Origin of the sequence: Flavobacterium calami (assembly GCF_038290035.1) — a bacterium.
In the GTDB taxonomy this organism is placed as follows: domain Bacteria; phylum Bacteroidota; class Bacteroidia; order Flavobacteriales; family Flavobacteriaceae; genus Flavobacterium; species Flavobacterium calami.
Map to the genome: position 1 here is coordinate 13,579 of NZ_JBBYHS010000011.1, position 18,298 is coordinate 31,876.

An 18,298-nucleotide genomic window follows, 5' to 3' on the forward strand; every position below is an offset into this window, starting at 1 on the left:
GAAAATATAGATTTATGGAACAGTTATTCTCTTACGGGACATTACAGTCTAAAGAAATCCAGATGCAGGTTTTTAATAAATTATTAATCGGAACACCGGATCAGTTAGTAGGTTATAAGCTAAAAGACCTTCAAATAGAGGAAGAATTTGGAATTGAAGACTATTTTGTGGCAACACCAAGTGAAAATCCATCGGATGCTGTAAAGGGTATCGTGTACACTATTTCCAGTACTGATTTAGCCAAAGCGGATCAATTCGAATCCAATGCATACAAGAGAGTTCAAATAACACTGAAATCCGGAGTTGTGGCATGGATTTATATTGAAAATTAATCTGTTTCAGATTAGTTTTTAAACCTGCAATTTTCAAAACCTTGTAGGTTTACATTAATAAACGACAATACCTGTAAGGTTTTCAAAACCTTGCAGGAATAAAAAAATAAAACAATGAACAGAATAACTCAAAAATTACAAGAAGATAAAAAGATCCTTTCTATCTATTTTTCTGCGGGATATCCTAACTTAAACGATACCGTGCAGATTATTCAGGATTTAGAAAAAAACGGAGTTGACTTAATCGAAATTGGTCTTCCTTTCAGTGATCCTTTGGCTGACGGACCAACTATTCAGGCAAGTTCTACCCAGGCACTTCACAACGGAATGACTACTGAGATTTTATTTAATCAACTGAGCAACATCCGCGAAAGCGTAAAAATTCCGTTGATTATCATGGGCTATTTTAACCCAATGCTACAATATGGAGTTGAAGCTTTCTGTAAAAAATGTGCCGAAATTGGTATCGACGGTTTAATTATTCCGGATCTTCCGGTTGATGTATATGCAGACCAATACAAAGCTATTTTTGAAAAATACGGTTTAATTAATGTGTTTTTGATTACGCCACAAACTTCAAACGAGCGTATTCGTTTTATTGACAGCGTTTCAAACGGATTTATTTATATGGTAAGTTCTGCAAGTGTTACAGGATCTCAGTCTGGTTTTGGAAATACTCAGGAAACCTATTTTGAAAGAATTTCAAACTTAAACCTGAAAAATCCTCAAATCGTAGGTTTCGGAATTTCAAATAAAGAAACCTTCAACCAGGCTACAAAATATGCAAAAGGAGCTATTATCGGTAGTGCTTTTATCAAACATTTATCTGAAAGCGGAAGTAGGAAGATTAAGGAGTTTGTTGGGGAGATTCGATAAAAACATCTTTCATGACTAAGAAAACTAAACAGCTGATAAACTCAATTACTTCGGGATTATTTTCTATATTATTTTTCTTTTTAGCTTATATAGGTTACGAAAAAAGAAACATCGACTTATCTAAGCAAGATAAGTTTGAAAGTATAATAATCGACAAAGGGATTGATATTCATTATGGAAGTAAAGGGCAAAAATCAGATGTATTTTTTATATATCTAAAAAATCTAGATGAAGATTTAGGGGTTTACAGGATGTCTCAAAACTATAATGATTTACTGCAAAAAGTAAATATTGGAGACAAGGTTAAAGTCTATTATCAAGCAAATTCTAATAAAAATGAAAATATAAATATTAATCTAATTCAACTTGAGAAAGATGGAAAGATTATAATTAATAAAAGTGAATACGAACAGAAAGAAGGCAGTCTTTTATATATTGGATTAATTGCCGGATTTTTTATTCTTTATCTCTCATATCGAAATTACAAAAGATAATTTGAGTGCATAAAAATTAGATAAAAGCTGGAATACTAAGTGTTTCAGCTTTTTTTATTCGAAAAATACCGAAACCGTTTTATGTTAATATTATGTTAAACAAAAACTAAACAAGTGTTTAAATTAAACAAGTGTTTAATTTTGTAGTCGATTACAAAATATTATCATGTCAAACATCGAATTAAACGATAAAAAAATTCAGATTCTGGAAGTGGCTGAAAAGCTGTTTTCTGAAAAGGGATTTGAAGGCACCTCAATACGGGATATCTCAAAGATTGCCAAAATTAATGTGGCCATGATCTCGTATTATTTTGGTTCAAAAGACCGACTACTGGAATCACTGATTATCTACAAAACATCTGATTTAAAATTAAAACTTGAAAATTTATTACAAGAAAACATTGAACCTCTTGAAAAAGTCAATAAATTAATTGAAATTTACATTACCAGAATAAATTGTAACAAAGGGATTTTCAGGGTTTTACATTTTGAACTCAATTCAAAAGAGAGAGAAAAAAGTATGACCGCCTTTACCGAGCTAAAAAAAGGAAATTTAAAATCTGTTGAAAGTATTATTTCCCAGGGTCAGGCAAAAGGCGTTTTCAGAAAAGATGTTATCATTCCGCTTATCACACCTACAATAATCGGAACCTTTTTTCATTTTCATATGAATAAACCTTTTTTCGTAGAATTACTGAATTTAAACACCGAAGAATTGTATGATAATTATATAAAAACGACTCTTAAAAAGCACATTCAACAAACTATAAAAGCACTACTTGTTTATGAAAATTAGTCAATTAATGCTCTTTGGAGTTTTCTTTATCGGAATATCTTCAATAGAAGCACAAGAAAAAACAAGTTTAACCTTAGGTGAAGCCGTAAAAATGGCCTGGGAAAAGAGTGACGAAGTTACGCTTGCCAACACCAAGGTAAACACAAAAAAATACGAATTACAGACGGTCAAGAACAACCAATATCCTGATTTAAAAATTTCTGGTCAGTACCAACGTCTTACTAAAGCTTCTATTGATTTGCCAAATCAGGGGCAAAGTGCTTCTTTAGCTTCTCCAGACCGAGCAATGCTTGGAATGGCTAATTTAAGCTTACCAATTTTTGCCGGATTTAAAATTCAAAGCAGTATCGATGCTTACGATAGCATGTATGAAGCCGAAACTGCTAATGCGGCCAAAACTAAAGAAGATATTGCTTTAAGAGTAATCGTTTATTACACAGCTTTGTATAAAGCGCAAAAAACATTAGACGCTCTGAACGAAAATCAAAAAAGTGCGAAACAACGTGTGACTGATTTTACTGAATTAGAGAAAAACGGAATTATCCCGAGAAATGATTTATTGAAAGCGCAGTTATTGGTTTCAAAAACACAATTATCTATTGATGAAGCTAATAACAATATCAATAACATCAATTTCTATCTAACAACATTGCTTAAATTAGACTCAACGGTTAAAATACAGGTAAACGAGGATGATTTTTTCAATTTAAAAACAACAGGAGCGCCTTCAACAGATGCAATGGCTCTTGAAAACAGAAAAGATCTTGAAGCTATTCGTTTACAGCAAAAAGCTTCTGAAGCAAATGTTAAGATTGCAAAAGCTGGATATTATCCAACACTTTCATTACTTGGAGGGTACACTGCTTTGGATCTTAAAGATATTGTTACAGTAAAATATGCAATGAATTTTGGTTTAGGATTATCTTATGATTTATCTGGAATCTTAAAAAATAGTGCACATGTAAAAGAGGCTGAAAGTAAAGCTCTTGAGGTAAAAAATACTGAGGCAATCATGACAGACCGCATTAAAGTTGAAGTTCAAAAATCTATTGAAGATTATGACCTGGCTATAAATCAAAGTGTGGTTTACGAAGAAGCGCTTCAACAAGCAGCAGAAAACTATAGATTGGTAAAAGATAAATTTGACAATGGTCTTGCTGACACTAATGATTTGGTGGAAGCCGATGTTGAACAATTAAGTGCCAAAATCAATACTGCTGTAGCCAAAGCAACCATTATTCAAAAATATTACGAATTACTTTCAGTATCAGGACAATTATCACAATCATTCAATCTTTCTAAAATATAATCGCAGTTCTCATGGAAAAGAAAAAGACAAATAAAAAATTCATCATCATACTAACCATTTTGGTTTTAGTGGGAGGGACTTACGGAATATCTAAATATTTACACGGACAGGCTCACGAAGAAACAGATGATGCTCAGATCGAGAAAAGAATGAACCCGATTATCCCGAGAGTTTCAGGATATATCAGCAAGGTTTATGTGAAAGATAATGATTATGTGAAAAAAGGAGATACTTTGTTTACTATCGATAAGAGAGATTATCAATTGAAGATTGATGAAGCTAATGCTGCCTTATTGGCTGCTGAAGGCCAGTACGAAGCTGCAAAAGCGGATATCGGAAGTGCTTACGCAAATATTAATGTTTCTGATGCGAACATGAAATCTGCAAGCGGATCTATCGAAAGTGCTAAAATAAGGCTGAGACAGCTTACAAACGATTATAACCGTTACAATAATTTGTACAAAACGCATACAATAACAAAGCAGCAATATGAGCAGGCTTTAACTGCTAAAGAGGAAGCTGAAAATCAGGTACGTGTTTTAGAACAGCAACAAAGAGCAAGTTCTTACCAAAAATCGGTTATTCAGTCAAAATCTAAAGTTTCAGATAAACAGACAGAAGTTGCTGCAGCAAACATCAAAAAAGCAAAAACGATGCTTGATGTTGCACATTTAAATCTTTCGTACACTGTAGTGACAGCTGCAATTGACGGTCAGGTTTCAAAAGTTGATATTCAGCCAGGACAATTAGTACAGCCAGGACAATCTTTATTTTACATCATCAATAACAATGAAGCCTGGGTTGTAGCGAATTTTAAAGAAACACAATTAAACAAAATGGTTGTGGGACAAAAAGTAAGTTTAAAAGTGGATGCATACCCAAACTACGAATTCAAAGGAACTGTAACTTCTTTCTCTCCGGCTACGGGATCACGTTTTTCATTATTACCTCCTGATAATGCTACAGGAAACTTTGTGAAAACGATTCAGAGATTACCGGTAAAAATTAGTTTGGACTCTTCAAACGATCCTGAAAAAGTAAAACTTTTAAGACCAGGGATGAATGTGGATGTAGACGTACATTTAAAATAAATAAATGGCAGCAGCAGTACAAGATGACGATTTAGTAGAATACGGTTTCAGGCGTGTTGTCATTACGATTACGGCAGTACTTTGTGCATTGCTGGAAATTGTGGATACCACGATTGTAAACGTAGCACTGACAGACATGCGGGGAAGTCTTGGGGCAACCCTGACTGACGTTGCATGGGTAATTACAGCATACGCTATTGCGAATGTGATTGTAATTCCGATGACGAGCTGGCTATCACAGCAATTTGGAAGACGAAATTATTTTGTGGCTTCGATCATAATATTCACTGTCTGTTCCTTCTTGTGTGGTAATGCCACAAATATATGGGAACTTGTAGCCTTTCGATTCGTACAAGGTATGGGTGGTGGAGCGCTACTGGTAACAGCCCAAACGATTATTACAGAAAGTTACCCCGTTGCAAAGCGTGGAATGGCACAGGCGATTTACGGAATGGGCGTAATTGTTGGGCCAACTCTTGGACCGCCATTAGGAGGTTATTTGGTTGATAATTATTCCTGGCCTTATATTTTCTATATTAATATCCCGTTGGGAATTATAGCTACAATTTTGGCTTTAACTTTTGTTAGAAGTCCAAAATATGGAGAGAAACTGAAAGCGAATCAGGTTGACTGGTGGGGAATTATTCTGTTAAGTGCTTTTATTGGTTCTTTACAATTCGTATTAGAACACGGACAGCAGGACGATTGGTTCAATGATTCTTTAATTGTAACCTTAAGTGTTGTTACAGTTCTTGGACTGGTTTTGTTTATATGGAGAGAGCTTACCTATAAATACCCAATCGTAAACTTAAGTGTGTTAAAAGACGGAAACTTAAGAATTGGAACTATAATGTGTTTTATTCTGGGTTTTGGTTTATATGGTTCTACTTTAATTATTCCAATTTATACACAGTCAATCTTAGGATGGACAGCAACTGACGCAGGATTATTGTTAATTCCAGGATCTATTACAACGGCGATTATGATGCCTTTTGTTGGAAATATGATCCAAAAAGGTGTACCACAAGGTTATATGGTAGGAGTTGGATTTTTAGTTTTCTTCTTCTTTACCTTTATGATGTACAGCCGTATGACGCCAGATACTGGTGTAGAACACATGTACTGGCCTTTAATCTTAAGAGGAATTGGTTTAGGACTACTTTTTGTACCTATTACAACACTTTCTCTTTCTACTTTGAAAGGAAAACAAATTGGCGAAGGAGCGGCTTTTACAGGAATGATGCGTCAGTTAGGAGGTTCTTTTGGGATTGCCATTATTACCACTTTTATTACACGTTTCAGTCAGTCGCATAGAGTAGATTTGATTAATAACCTAGATCCTGCCAAATTCGAAGTACAGCAGCGAATTGCAGGAATGCAGCACGCTTTTATGGCAAAAGGATACAGTGCAGATGTGGCGCTGAAAAAAGCCTATCAGGCTATAGAGCTTTCTGTAATGAAACAAAGTACAGTAATGGCTTATATGGATATTTTTCTGTATCTGGGAATTATGTTTTTATGTTGCATACCGATTATTCTCTTTATCAAAAAAGGGAAGAACAAAATTAGTGCAGCCGACGCAATGCATTAATAATAATAATTTTATAATACGCAAAACGCCGAATTCAATAATTAGAATTCGGCGTTATTTTTAATATAATTCTTCTAAACTTTACGCGGCTGGATTAACTGTAATCTTTAATGAGGAAGTTTGTCTTTAATTAAACCATACACCCAGGTTCCTGCAATAGCACTCAATAAAGTGACCAAAATTACAGTCGCTCCCGTTCCGATTTGAGCGAACAATGGACCCGGACAAGCTCCAGTAATGGCCCATCCGAAACCAAATAACAATCCGCCGTAGATTTGACCTTTGTTAAAAGTTTTTGGCTGGATTTCGATTTTTTCGCCAGCGAGAGTTTTGATATTGAACTTTTTAATCAGAAATACAGAAATTACGCCAACAACAACAGCGCTTCCGATTACACCGTACATGAAAAAAGATTCCAGGTTGAACATCTCCTGAATGCGGAACCAGCTAATGATTTCGGCTTTTACAAATACAATTCCGAAAAGGATTCCAACAATTAAATATTTTAGGTTTCCAAAAGGAGATTCTTTTTGCTGACTAGCGTTGATACCTTCGCTGTCCGTATTTTTATTTTCTAAAGTATTCATTTTTGAAATTTTAAAGTGAAAGAATATGCGGTAAAATCAAAAGTGCCATTACAAAACCGCCAATCATAAAACAGATGGTTGCTACTAATGAAGGCCATTGCAGGTTTGATAATCCCATAATCGCATGTCCGCTGGTGCATCCGCCTGCGTAACGAGTTCCAAAACCTACTAAAAACCCGCCCACGACAATCATGATGAATCCGCGAAGCGTTAACAGACTTTCCCAGGAAAATAATTGAGCCGGAACCAAACCGGTATGATCTGTGATTCCGTAAGTGGCTAATTTGGCTGATAATTCGGGTGTGATGATAACTGCATTTGGGTTGGATAGGAAATATGCAGCAATAAAACCACCAATAAAAATTCCGAGAACGAAGAATAAATTCCAGCTTTCTTTTTTCCAGTCGTATTTAAAAAACGGAATATTAGCCGGAATACACATTGCACAAATATGTCGTAATGACGAACTGATTCCGAAAGATTTATTTCCGATAATTAACAAAATTGGAACAGTTAATCCAATCAACGGGCCTGCAACGTACCAAGGCCATGGTTCTTTGATGATTTCGAGTATACTCATTTTTTTTAGGTTCAAAGGTTCAAAGGAGCAGAGGTTCAAAGGGAAAAACTTTGTTGCTTTGCACCTTTGTATCTCTGTACCTTAAAAAATTATTTTAAAACTTTACTTTGGCAGACAAAATCTGATTTTGGAATATTCGTTTTAGAGATGGCTCCGAAACCACCCTCAATTTCGGTAAAATTTCTGAAACCGCGTGCCTGTAAAATCGAAGCTGCAATCATGCTGCGGTAACCTCCTGCGCAATGCAGATAAAAATGCTCATTCGGATCAATGTCTTTTACCCAGTCATTAATATAAGCCAGAGGTTTACTGTAAGCATCTTCGATATGTTCTGCTTCGTATTCGGTTTCTTTACGAATGTCAATTATTTTGTCTTTTTTTATGTCTGCTTCTCCTGCGAATTGTTCAGCTGTGATTCGGTTTACAGAATCTGTTTCCTGACCTGCTTTTTCCCAGGCTTCAAAACCATCTTTCAAATGTCCAATGATTGTATCAAAACCTACACGGCTTAGACGGGTTACGGTTTCTTCTTCCATACCGATTGCAGTAACCAATATAATAGGTTGTTTTACATTGGCAATTAAAGTTCCAACCCATGGAGCAAAATCACCATTGATTCCGATATTAATAGATTGAGGAATAAATCCTTTACAGAAATCAGCTGCGGTTCTTGTATCCAGAATCAATGCTCCGGTTTCTTCAATAACAGCTTCAAAATCTTTTACATCAATCTCTTTCATTCCATTGTGTAAAACCGATTCAAAGGTTTCGTAACCTTGTTTGTTCATCGCAACATTCATACTAAAATAGGCTGGAGGAGGCAATAAACCATCAGTAACTTCTTTGATGAATTCGGCTTCAGTCATATTGGCGCGCAACGCATAATTGGTCGCTTTTTGATTCCCGATAGTCGAAACCGTCTCTTTGCTCATGTTTTTTCCACAGGCACTTCCGGCACCGTGAGCAGGATACACAATAACGTCATCAGCCAAAGTCATGATTTTATCTCTTAATGAATGAAACAAAATTCCGGCTAATTCATCCTGAGTCATTCCAGCTGCTTTCTGGGCCAGGTCAGGACGACCTACATCACCAATAAACAATGTGTCTCCGGAGAAAATCGCGTGATCTTTTCCGTTTTCGTCAATGAGTAAAAAAGTAGTGCTTTCCATGGTGTGTCCAGGTGTATGAAGGACTTTTATGGTAATCTTTCCGATTTTAAATTCTTGTCCGTCTTTTGCAGAAATACAGTCAAACTCACAGGCAGCATTTGGTCCGTAAACTATTGGAGCTCCGGTTTCTTTGCTCAGATCAACATGTCCGGAAACAAAATCGGCGTGGAAATGCGTTTCAAAAATATATTTTAGCTTAACCTTATCGCGTTCTAAACGGTCTAAATAAGGCTGGATTTCCCTAAGCGGATCAATAATCGCAGCTTCTCCGTTTGATGTAATATAGTATGCACCTTGTGCGAGGCATCCGGTGTAAATTTGTTCGATTTTCATGATTCAGTTAATAATAATGGGATAACAAAGGTAGTTTTGTTTTTTCTTAAAATAGGTGACTAATGTTACAGAAATTTGATTTTTGGGTGAAAAAGTGCAGATTTTGCCATGTGATTTGAGATAAATGAATTTAAAGTTCAGCAATTACGCTTTAAGCTTTAATTTTGCATATGACGAATGTCATTTCAAAACAAAATAAAATGAACACTAAAGATTTATTAGATCAAATCGCTTTTATAAAAGAGATTGATAAAGTAAAATACATACAGCGTAAAACAAAATTGTTTAACAGTGACCGATGCGAAAATGATGCTGAACACAGCTGGCATCTGGCTTTGATGGCAATAGTCCTTGCAGAACATTCCAACGAACCTATAGATGTTTTGAAAGTGGTAAAAATGGTTCTGATACATGATATTGTAGAGATTGATGCAGGAGATGTGTTTATTTATGATACGGTAAAAAATCATTCGAATACTGATGAAGAACGATTGGCTGCAAATCGAATTTTTGGCTTACTTCCAAAAAATCAGGCCGAAGAACTAATCGCAATCTGGGAAGAATTTGAAGCAGGAGAAACCAATGAAGCTAAATTTGCAAAATCGATGGACAGACTGGAACCTTTATTGCAGAATACTTCTAACGATGGAGGAACCTGGAAAGAGTTTGGTGTAAATTACCAAAGGGTTTACGAAAAAAAGAGTGTGATAAAAGAAGGCTCAAAAACGTTGTGGAATTACGCTGAAGGTTTGATAGACGAAAGCGTTGAAAAAGGGATTCTGAAAAAGGAGTGATTTTTCTTGTAATCTTGTCATTTCGACGAAGGAGAAATCACATCCAATATTCGGCAAAGATTGGCGATTTTGATTACTGAATTTCTAGTGGGATTTCTCCTTCGTCGAAATGACACACTTTGCAAATCTCCCAAAACGTAAATGTGAATTCTGCTTTTCTGTAATTGTTGAAAAGTTTCACAGATATTATACGATAAAGTCTTTTTACAGGACAGCAATTCGGGTTATAATCGGTAAATTTGTGGAACTTCATATACAAATTACCTTATGGAAGAAATGCTCTTTTATGACCGAATGCAATTCGCCTTCACCATTACTTTTCATTATCTTTTTCCACAGCTTACAATGGGGCTTTCACTTATCATTGTTTGCTTCAAGTGGAAATACCTCAAAACCAGTAACGAACAATACAATCATGCCACTCATTTCTGGATGAAAATTTTTGCCCTGAATTTTGCAATGGGGGTTGTAACCGGAATCCCGATGGAGTTTCAGTTTGGTACCAACTGGGCCAAATTTTCCGAATTAACCGGAGGAATCATAGGTCAGACACTGGCTATGGAAGGAATGTTTTCGTTCTTTCTCGAATCTTCTTTTCTGGGATTGTTTTTATTTGGAGAAAAACTCCTCGGACATAAATGGCATTTTGTAACCGGATTATTAATCATGATCGGTTCCTGGGCCAGCGGATTTTTAATCATTGCCACACATTCGTGGATGCAGAATCCGGTAGGCTATGAAATCTTGGAGAACGGAAAATTTGTACTGAATAATTTTCAGGCATTATTTTTAAATCCTTGGTTATGGCCTTCTTATCTGCACAATCAGGCAGCTTCTTTGGTAACGAGTTCATTTGTTGTGGCCGGAATTGGGGCTTTTTATATTTTAAGCAGAAAAAATGTTTCTTTCGGAAAATTATTTTTGAAAACAGGTGTTGTTTTCGGATTGATTTCGAGTCTTGTTGTGGCAGTTCCAACAGGAGATTTATTGGCTAAAAACGTCGTAAAATACCAGCCTGTGACTTTTGCGGCTATGGAAGGAATTTTCCATACAGAAGAAAAAGGCTCTGAAATTGTTTTAATCGGACAGCCCGATGTAAAAGACAAAAAACTCGATAATAAAATAGCTGTTCCGAATATATTGAGCTTCCTGACGTATGGAAACTGGGATCAGGAAATTCAAGGGCTAGACCAATTCGAAGAAGACCTGCATCCAATTAATATTTCAGGATTGTATTATGCGTATCATATTATGGTAGGACTTGGAACCGTATTTATCGGTTTAATGGTGCTTTCGCTTTTTCAATTAATAAGAGGAAAATTGTTTGAAACCAAATGGCTTTTATGGTCGCTGATGTTTATGATGCCGTTTCCGTACATCGCCAATACAACAGGCTGGTACACGGCAGAATTAGGAAGACAGCCCTGGCTGGTGTATAATTTAATGCGAACTGCATCAGGCGCTTCACCAACGGTTTCTTCGGGAAATACTTTGTTTACATTATTAGGGTTTATAGGTTTATACCTTTTGCTCGGAATGTTGTTTTTGCTTTTGGTTGGAAAAATTATCAATAAAGGGCCACAACATGTGGAACTTTCAACAGAAAAAATATAAGTATGGAATTTTTTTGGTACGTAGTTTTAATGGGAATTCTGGCTGTCTATCTCGTATTGGACGGTTATGATTTTGGAGCAGGAATTATTCATTTGTTTTTTGCGAAAACAGAAAGAGACAAAAAAGTCATTACGAACTCCATTGGGCCTTTTTGGGACGCCAATGAGGTTTGGCTGATTGCCGCCGGAGGTGTTTTGTTTTTCGCTTTTCCAACTTTGTATGCTTCTTCTTTCAGCGGATTTTATCTGCCCTTGATTATGATTTTATGGCTGTTGATTTTTCGTGCGATTGGACTTGAAATGCGCGGACAGGTACATAATCACATGTGGGAAGCGATTTGGGATAAAGCTTTCGGAATGGCAAGTTTACTTTTGGCTTTGTTCTTCGGAATGGCTTTGGGGAATATCGTTCGCGGTGTGAACCTCGGAATGGTTCAAAACGGAGTTTCTACTCAGGAAGCACATTATTTCTTTCTGCCATTATGGAATCCGACTTTTAGCCCGCAGGCGAATGAATTAGGGATTATTGACTGGTTTACTCTTTTCTTAGGAATTGTGAGTGTGGTTGCGCTGACGATTCATGGCGCCAACTGGATTATTTATAAAACGAATTCTTCTTTGAATCCAAAACTTAAAAATGTGGTTTTTAAACTGAATATCGTTTTACTTATTTTGGTTTTTATTTCATTGCAGGTCTGGCATTTTATTGAGCCTAAGCCGTTTCACAATTTTGTTGAAAATCCGATTTTGTGGTTTTTTCCGCTATTGACTTTTGTTGGAATTTTAGGGTTATTTAAAGTGCGTTCCTTTAAAAAAGACGGTTACGGATTTCTGTTCTCTACCTTGTTTTTAGTAGGTGGATTTGCCTCAACAGCCGTTTCTATTTTTCCGAACGTTTTGCCTTCAACAAATAAAGTAAATCCGTCATTGACTATTTACAATACAGCTGCCGGAGAATACGGATTGAATGCAGGATTGAGCTGGTTTTTTATCGCTTTGTTTCTGGTGATTGTTTATTTTATTATTCAGTATCGTGTGTTTAGTGGGAAAATGGATGATATTGGGTATGGAGAGCATTGAATTTTTATAGCCACAAATCACTAATTATATGAATTGTCTCCAGCTTTAGCTGGAGTTTTTTTTTGTATAAAATGATTTGGTCTTTAGCCAAACGTTCTAAATTTGGCTAAACTCTTTTTTGAATGCATTTGTTTATCACTACTGGTTTCGTTTACAAAGAGTGCCTGCATTGAATTTGTTAATCGGGAATTTAGCGGATAGCCCGGCCGTAGGAAACGCCCAAAATAATATTTCCTATTTTTAGTAAATAAGATACAAAGTAAACACTATTTGCCTTAGTTTTTTCTAAGGATTTAATTACAACTATTAGTTATATTCTATAATTTGTGTTGTAAGAAAAAAAAGAAGTTAATGCTTAATATTGCGTATCTAAGAATTTTTCCTGAAGATATCTAAAAGGAACATTTTTTTCACGCAAACCTTTATTTTCTTATTATTATGTTCATTACTATTTTTTCCGACACGATTAAACTTCACTACAAATCTAAAAACTGGCAGTATCATTTTGATGAAATTAAAGAACTTGGACTGCTCAAAAAAAAGAAAAAATATTTTCTTGAAAACGGCGTTTTTATTGCCGTAACCGCCGTAGCTTATTACTGTATGATTTTTACAGACCTGATGGATTTATACTACATTATACCAACACTTCTATGCTACGTTTTTATTATAATCGCAAGATTTGACAAGCCTTCAGAATTTGTATATTTCGTAATTGTGAAAGATATTTACAGAAAAGAAATAAGGATTAAAATTGACTTAAAAGACCGACTCCCGATAGGCAAACAGATAGACCAGTATCTGGATTTTCAATTTGAAAGAAATATAAAAAAGACTGCTTAAATAAAAGATTAAAGAATGTATTTATTCGGAATTTCCCATCATGATTTAGTTCTCATAATGGCAGCTTTGATGTATGGTTATTTTGTTACCAGCAGAAAAAAATAATAAAAGTACTGCCTTATTATTCCTGATGATAAAGCGGTCTTAGAATACCTCAATAAGGTATAGTTATGCTGTTAAAAGTTTAACAGCGGGCTGTTTTAATTATACCTACCCAAATTTTAAAAATATGGCCACAACAATTAAAAACAAAATTAAAAACATTAGAGAGTTAAAAAATTACACTCAGGAATATATGGCAGAAAAATTAGGTGTAACTCAGGCTGGTTATAGTAAAATAGAAAAGGGAAAAACTTCTCTGAGTTACGAAAAGCTGGTTGAAATAGGGAGAATTCTTGATGTGAGCGTTGAAGATATTATCAGTTTTGATTACGACCGGTACTTTAATAATTTTAATAGAATCAACGGAAATAATAATGGGAGTATTTTGATTAACACAGAAAACACTTCTACAATAAAAGAACTTTATGAAGACAAAATCAAGTTATTGGAAAAACTTTTAAGCAGGACAGAAATTGAGCTTGGACGTTATAAACAAAAATTTGGGGAAATTTGAAGTAACTCCAATTGAAATGCGTCTTGTTTTAGCCCAAAAAATACTTTTGGGCTATTTTTTTAGAAACGGGGGAAATACAAATACTGTTTCAGTACACCCAAATTTTTAGTTTCATCCTTGTCAAAGTTTATAACTCTGACAAAGACTACTCTACAAGTGAAACTAAATTCAAAATATTCAAATGAAAAATTTGCGCATAATGCGTGAAACTATAATTTAAAAGAGAACTTCTTTTGTAATAATGTAAAAACCCATTACGAGTACAAACCATCCAAAGAGAGGTTTTAGTTTTGCTCCGTCAATTTTTTTAGAAAGCTGACTTCCAATTACCATTCCGATGAGTGCCATGGCAGAAACGCTTAATAAAAAAGGATAATTTATGGGTGTTCCTATGTACAAATCACCTCCAAAACCGATTGACGAATTGATGGTAATGATTAATAACGAAGTTCCAACGGCCTGTTTCATAGGCAAATTGGCAAAAAACAGCAAGGCTGGAATAATTAAAAATCCTCCACCGGCACCCAGGAAACCGGTTACAATTCCGACTACAAAACCGATTGAGCTTAATTGAAAGTAATTGGTTTCGGCATTTTTTATTTCGGGCTGGTCTTTTTTTATCATCGAAATCGCTGCTGTAATCATCAAAATTGAAAATACAATCATAATCAGGAAATCTTTAGAAACAGAATAAGAGGCTACTGAAAATAAAGTGGCTGCAATTTGAGGAAAAATAACTTCACGAATGATTAAAATGGATACCACTGACGGAATAGCAAAATACAAGGCTGATTTGAGTTTCAGGTTGCCCATTTTGTAATGACTGTAACTTCCGGACATGGCAGTTATTCCAACAATAAATAAAGAATATGAAGTGGCTTGTTCCGGATTTACTTTAAACAAATAAACAAGAATCGGAATTGTCAGTATCGATCCGCCACCGCCAATTAAGCCCAGTGAAATTCCGATAATGATAGAGGCAAAATAACCCAGATATTCCATTGCATTTTGTTTTGATGCAAAGGTGGTTTGTAAATTAGAAATCTACAGTAACATTTATCACAGAAGGGAATTTTGTTTTTACCATTAAGGCATTAAAATAATTAGGCCTAACTTTATTTTTTTAGGTGACTAAAGAAAAATAAGTACTAAAACTTAATCAACTTAATCTCTTAATGGTTTAAAATAAAAAAAGCTTTATTTTAAAAGTTCAATCTGGTTTCGGTTGAGTTTGACCAATCCTCTTTGTTCCATTTTTTTGAGCAATCTCGAAACGACTTCTCTTGAGGTATTGAGCTCGGTTGCAATTTCCTGATGCGAAAGTTTGACTTCAGAACAGCCACAGGAGTCAGAATGTCTTTTGAGGTAAAATTCTAAACGTTCATCCATAGAACGAAAAGCGATGTTATCAACAACTTCCAGTATTTCTTCAAAACGGCTTCTGTAGGTTTCTATTACAAATTCGTACCAGGAGCGGTGTTCCATCATCCATTTGTCCATAAGCTGCAGCGGAATCATCATAACCGAAACATCTTCGACCACTTTTGCCATAATCTGGCTTTTTTCGCTTTTGGCGGTACAAATCATCGAAATAGCGCAGGCCTGTCCCGGCTGCAAATAATACATTAAAAACTCACCGCCATCTTCTCCCTCGCGGTAGATTTTGATTTTTCCTTTGGTAATTAAAACGGTATTTTTAATGTACTGTCCGGTTCGCATTAACACAGTTCCGGCCTTAAAATCTTGTGCGTTGCCTTTTTCTTCGATAGTAGCAATCAGTTCAGCTGAGAAATTTGGAAAAAGGGTTTTTAATGAATGCTGCATGGGTAATATTTAAAAATAAACGATATTATTTTAATCATTAAATTTTTCGGTTTGCCTTCCTGTAGGAAAATAAAATCGTAATATTTGTTATTATAGATTTTATTAAAAACAAACTAAAATTTACAATTGTTTGCAAAGATAACAGATTCGAATGGTATAAATTGTCAGAAAACTATTTTTAAGATAAGAAATCCTAAAATAAAAAAATCCTATTTTCTATCGGTTTTATAGACCGGTTTTTTAAAAATAGTGAGTAAATTTGTAAAACACTAATTATAATACGTATCCTAAAACGTTTTCTGTGAATAATAATCGAAATCGTATTTTGTGCGTATTTTATTTAGTAAAAACTTTTAATTTTACAAAAAACACAATACTATGAATTTATCACAAGAAGATTGGGTTGCACAATTAAGCACTGACGAAAATGCAGTTATACTTGACGTACGAACTGAAGACGAGTTTAACGACGGTTATATTGAAAACGCTGTGAATATTGACATCAATAAAGGCCAGGCTTTTATTTATGAAATAGAAGAATTAGATAAAAACAAAAATTACTATGTGTATTGCCGCTCAGGAGCAAGAAGCGCAAAAGCATGTCAGATTATGAACGAATTAGGTTTTGAAAATGCCTATAATCTGCTTGGCGGAATCCTGGACTGGGAAGGTGAAACCGTAAACCCATAAAAAGTGAAAGAGGCGCTAAAGCCTCTTTTTCTTTTAAAAACAATTAAATAACCAACTTAAAATTACCAGATTATGAGTTTTATACCCGAGGAGTATCAAATTAAAACCCTTATAAACCAAGATACTTATCTTGTAAACGGAGAATTAAAAAAGTGGACGGGACAAACTACACCTGTTTTTTCTACAATATCGTCTACAGAGAAATATGCGCCAACATTATTAGGATCTATTCCGTTTATGGCGGAAAAAGAAGCTGCTGAGGTGGTTGAAGCTGCAACTGCGGCTTATGACAAAGGTCAGGGGCTATGGCCAACCATGAAAGTGATTGACCGTATCAAATGCATGGAAAATTTCGTAAAGCAGATGAAGGAAATCCGTGAAGAGGTAGTAAAACTTTTGATGTGGGAAATTGGAAAAAATCTTGGGGATTCACAAAAAGAATTTGACAGAACAGTTGAATATATTCAGGATACTATTGACAGTTACAAAGAATTAAACAGACGCAGTTCGCATTTTTCTAAAGTGCAGGGAGTGCATGCTATGATTCGCCGTGGACCTCTTGGAGTGGTGTTGTGTCTTGGACCTTATAATTATCCTCTTAATGAAACTTTCTCATTACTTATTCCTGCCCTGATTATGGGTAATGCTGTAATATTTAAACCAGCTAAACACGGTGTTCTTTGTATTACACCGTTATTGGAAGCATTTAGAAGCAGTTTTCCAAAAGGAGTAATCAATATCGTGTACGGAAGAGGCCGTGAAGTAGCTTCTCCAATTATGAAATCAGGAAAAATTGATGTTCTGGCTTTAATAGGAAACAGTAAGTCTGCGATTGCTTTGCAGGATCAGCATCCAAACAAAAACAGATTGCGTCTGATTTTAGGTCTTGAAGCCAAAAACCCTGCGATCATTTTACCGGATGCCGACTTAGATTTGGCAATTCAGGAATGTATTACTGGAGCGTTGTCTTTTAACGGTCAGCGTTGTACGGCTTTAAAAGTATTGTATGTGCATGAATCAATAGCAGAGGAATTTAACAAGCGTTTTTCTGAAAAAGTAGATGCTTTGGTGTTCGGAAATCCCTGGGAAAAAGGAGCTTCTTTGACTCCGCTTCCTGAACCTGAAAAACCTGCTTATATTCAGGGATTAATTGATGATGCTAAAGCAAAGGGAGCAAAAATATTGAATGAAAAAGGAGGAAAACATACAGAAAATTATATTTTCCCTTCAGTTTTATTCCCTGTGAATAAAGAAATGAGAGTATATCATGAAGAGCAGTTTGGACCGGTAGTTCCAATTATTTCTTTCAAAGATATTAATGAACCTCTTGAAGATATGGCCGAATCTAATTACGGGCAACAGGTAAGTTTGTTTGGAAAAAATATCAAAACTTTAGCTCCGCTTATCGATGCTTTGGTAAATTTGGTGTGCAGGGTAAACCTGAACAGTTCTTGCCAGAGAGGTCCGGATGCATTCCCGTTCACAGGCCGTAAAGATTCTGCAGTAGGAACTTTGAGTATTCCGGATGCATTGCGTTCATTCTCAATCCGTACTTTTGTGGCTTCAAAAGATATTGATTACAATAATGAAATCCTTCAGGAGTTATTAAACAGTAAAGAGTCTAATTTCATCAATACAGATTATATTTTATAATCTTCAAGGTTATATATTAATTTT

At 35.3% G+C, this 18,298-nt stretch carries 19 protein-coding genes; 14 read left to right on the top strand and 5 right to left on the bottom strand.

What is annotated here, in order from left to right:
• Nucleotides 1-14 precede the first annotated feature (14 nt).
• The 7 genes from AAEO57_RS11290 (at nucleotide 15) to AAEO57_RS11320 (ending at nucleotide 6,489) form a co-directional block, all read left to right on the top strand.
• Entirely contained in the window at nucleotides 15-332 is a 318-nt protein-coding gene (locus AAEO57_RS11290; protein WP_341692631.1) for a gamma-glutamylcyclotransferase family protein, read from the top strand.
• 114 nt (nucleotides 333-446) lie between these two features.
• Entirely contained in the window at nucleotides 447-1,208 is a 762-nt protein-coding gene (trpA, locus tag AAEO57_RS11295; protein WP_341692633.1) for a tryptophan synthase subunit alpha, read from the top strand.
• 11 nt (nucleotides 1,209-1,219) lie between these two features.
• The gene (locus AAEO57_RS11300) at nucleotides 1,220-1,702 is read left to right on the top strand and encodes a hypothetical protein (protein ID WP_341692635.1); all 483 of its coding nucleotides are present in this window, start codon (nucleotides 1,220-1,222) and stop codon (nucleotides 1,700-1,702) included.
• A gap of 166 nt (nucleotides 1,703-1,868) precedes the next feature.
• Nucleotides 1,869-2,498 carry a TetR/AcrR family transcriptional regulator gene (locus AAEO57_RS11305; protein ID WP_078226211.1) on the top strand — a complete coding sequence of 210 codons (630 nt, stop codon included), beginning with the start codon at nucleotides 1,869-1,871 and terminating at the stop codon, nucleotides 2,496-2,498.
• A complete protein-coding gene (locus AAEO57_RS11310; RefSeq protein WP_341692640.1) occupies nucleotides 2,488-3,807 on the top strand; it encodes a TolC family protein in 1,320 nt (439 codons plus the stop codon). The genes AAEO57_RS11305 and AAEO57_RS11310 overlap by 11 nt, the downstream gene beginning before the upstream one ends.
• A gap of 11 nt (nucleotides 3,808-3,818) precedes the next feature.
• On the top strand, nucleotides 3,819-4,898 hold the full coding sequence (locus AAEO57_RS11315) for an HlyD family secretion protein (RefSeq protein WP_341692642.1): 1,080 nt from the start codon (nucleotides 3,819-3,821) through the stop codon (nucleotides 4,896-4,898).
• 4 nt (nucleotides 4,899-4,902) lie between these two features.
• Entirely contained in the window at nucleotides 4,903-6,489 is a 1,587-nt protein-coding gene (locus tag AAEO57_RS11320) for an MDR family MFS transporter (RefSeq protein WP_341692644.1), read from the top strand.
• A gap of 107 nt (nucleotides 6,490-6,596) precedes the next feature.
• Here the strand turns inward: AAEO57_RS11320 and AAEO57_RS11325 are convergent, their stop codons facing one another.
• The 3 genes from AAEO57_RS11325 to AAEO57_RS11335 form a co-directional block, all read right to left on the bottom strand.
• The gene (locus tag AAEO57_RS11325; RefSeq protein ID WP_341692647.1) at nucleotides 6,597-7,076 is read right to left on the bottom strand and encodes a DUF6691 family protein; all 480 of its coding nucleotides are present in this window, start codon (nucleotides 7,074-7,076) and stop codon (nucleotides 6,597-6,599) included.
• 10 nt (nucleotides 7,077-7,086) lie between these two features.
• Nucleotides 7,087-7,650, bottom strand: coding sequence for a YeeE/YedE family protein (locus AAEO57_RS11330; protein WP_341692931.1), 564 nt, complete (start codon nucleotides 7,648-7,650; stop codon nucleotides 7,087-7,089).
• A gap of 95 nt (nucleotides 7,651-7,745) precedes the next feature.
• The gene (locus AAEO57_RS11335; RefSeq protein WP_341692649.1) at nucleotides 7,746-9,161 is read right to left on the bottom strand and encodes an MBL fold metallo-hydrolase; all 1,416 of its coding nucleotides are present in this window, start codon (nucleotides 9,159-9,161) and stop codon (nucleotides 7,746-7,748) included.
• A gap of 200 nt (nucleotides 9,162-9,361) precedes the next feature.
• Here AAEO57_RS11335 and AAEO57_RS11340 point away from each other — a divergent pair, with 200 nt between their 5' ends.
• The 5 genes from AAEO57_RS11340 (at nucleotide 9,362) to AAEO57_RS11360 (ending at nucleotide 14,107) form a co-directional block, all read left to right on the top strand.
• Nucleotides 9,362-9,955, top strand: a complete 594-nt coding sequence (locus AAEO57_RS11340) for an HD domain-containing protein (RefSeq protein ID WP_341692651.1) — start codon at nucleotides 9,362-9,364, stop codon at nucleotides 9,953-9,955.
• Between the two features lie 267 nt (nucleotides 9,956-10,222).
• Nucleotides 10,223-11,569: a cytochrome ubiquinol oxidase subunit I gene (locus tag AAEO57_RS11345; RefSeq protein WP_341692653.1), complete on the top strand. Its 1,347-nt coding sequence runs from the start codon at nucleotides 10,223-10,225 to the stop codon at nucleotides 11,567-11,569.
• Nucleotides 11,570-11,571: 2 nt separating this feature from the next.
• Nucleotides 11,572-12,648, top strand: a complete 1,077-nt coding sequence (cydB, locus tag AAEO57_RS11350; protein ID WP_341692655.1) for a cytochrome d ubiquinol oxidase subunit II — start codon at nucleotides 11,572-11,574, stop codon at nucleotides 12,646-12,648.
• Between the two features lie 438 nt (nucleotides 12,649-13,086).
• The gene (locus AAEO57_RS11355) at nucleotides 13,087-13,491 is read left to right on the top strand and encodes a hypothetical protein (protein WP_341692657.1); all 405 of its coding nucleotides are present in this window, start codon (nucleotides 13,087-13,089) and stop codon (nucleotides 13,489-13,491) included.
• Nucleotides 13,492-13,720: 229 nt separating this feature from the next.
• The gene (locus AAEO57_RS11360; protein WP_341692660.1) at nucleotides 13,721-14,107 is read left to right on the top strand and encodes a helix-turn-helix transcriptional regulator; all 387 of its coding nucleotides are present in this window, start codon (nucleotides 13,721-13,723) and stop codon (nucleotides 14,105-14,107) included.
• 216 nt (nucleotides 14,108-14,323) lie between these two features.
• Here AAEO57_RS11360 and AAEO57_RS11365 read toward each other — a convergent pair whose 3' ends face one another.
• Together AAEO57_RS11365 and AAEO57_RS11370 are read right to left on the bottom strand one after the other, a co-directional pair.
• Nucleotides 14,324-15,109 (bottom strand): sulfite exporter TauE/SafE family protein, encoded by a 786-nt coding sequence (locus AAEO57_RS11365; RefSeq protein ID WP_341692661.1) that lies wholly within the window; start codon nucleotides 15,107-15,109, stop codon nucleotides 14,324-14,326.
• A 195-nt stretch (nucleotides 15,110-15,304) separates the two neighbouring features.
• Nucleotides 15,305-15,931: a Crp/Fnr family transcriptional regulator gene (locus AAEO57_RS11370; RefSeq protein ID WP_341692663.1), complete on the bottom strand. Its 627-nt coding sequence runs from the start codon at nucleotides 15,929-15,931 to the stop codon at nucleotides 15,305-15,307.
• 378 nt (nucleotides 15,932-16,309) lie between these two features.
• Here AAEO57_RS11370 and AAEO57_RS11375 point away from each other — a divergent pair, with 378 nt between their 5' ends.
• A complete protein-coding gene (locus AAEO57_RS11375; protein WP_341692665.1) occupies nucleotides 16,310-16,621 on the top strand; it encodes a rhodanese-like domain-containing protein in 312 nt (103 codons plus the stop codon).
• A 72-nt stretch (nucleotides 16,622-16,693) separates the two neighbouring features.
• Nucleotides 16,694-18,274 (top strand): NADP-dependent glyceraldehyde-3-phosphate dehydrogenase, encoded by a 1,581-nt coding sequence (locus AAEO57_RS11380; RefSeq protein WP_341692667.1) that lies wholly within the window; start codon nucleotides 16,694-16,696, stop codon nucleotides 18,272-18,274.
• Nucleotides 18,275-18,298: the final 24 nt, after the last annotated feature.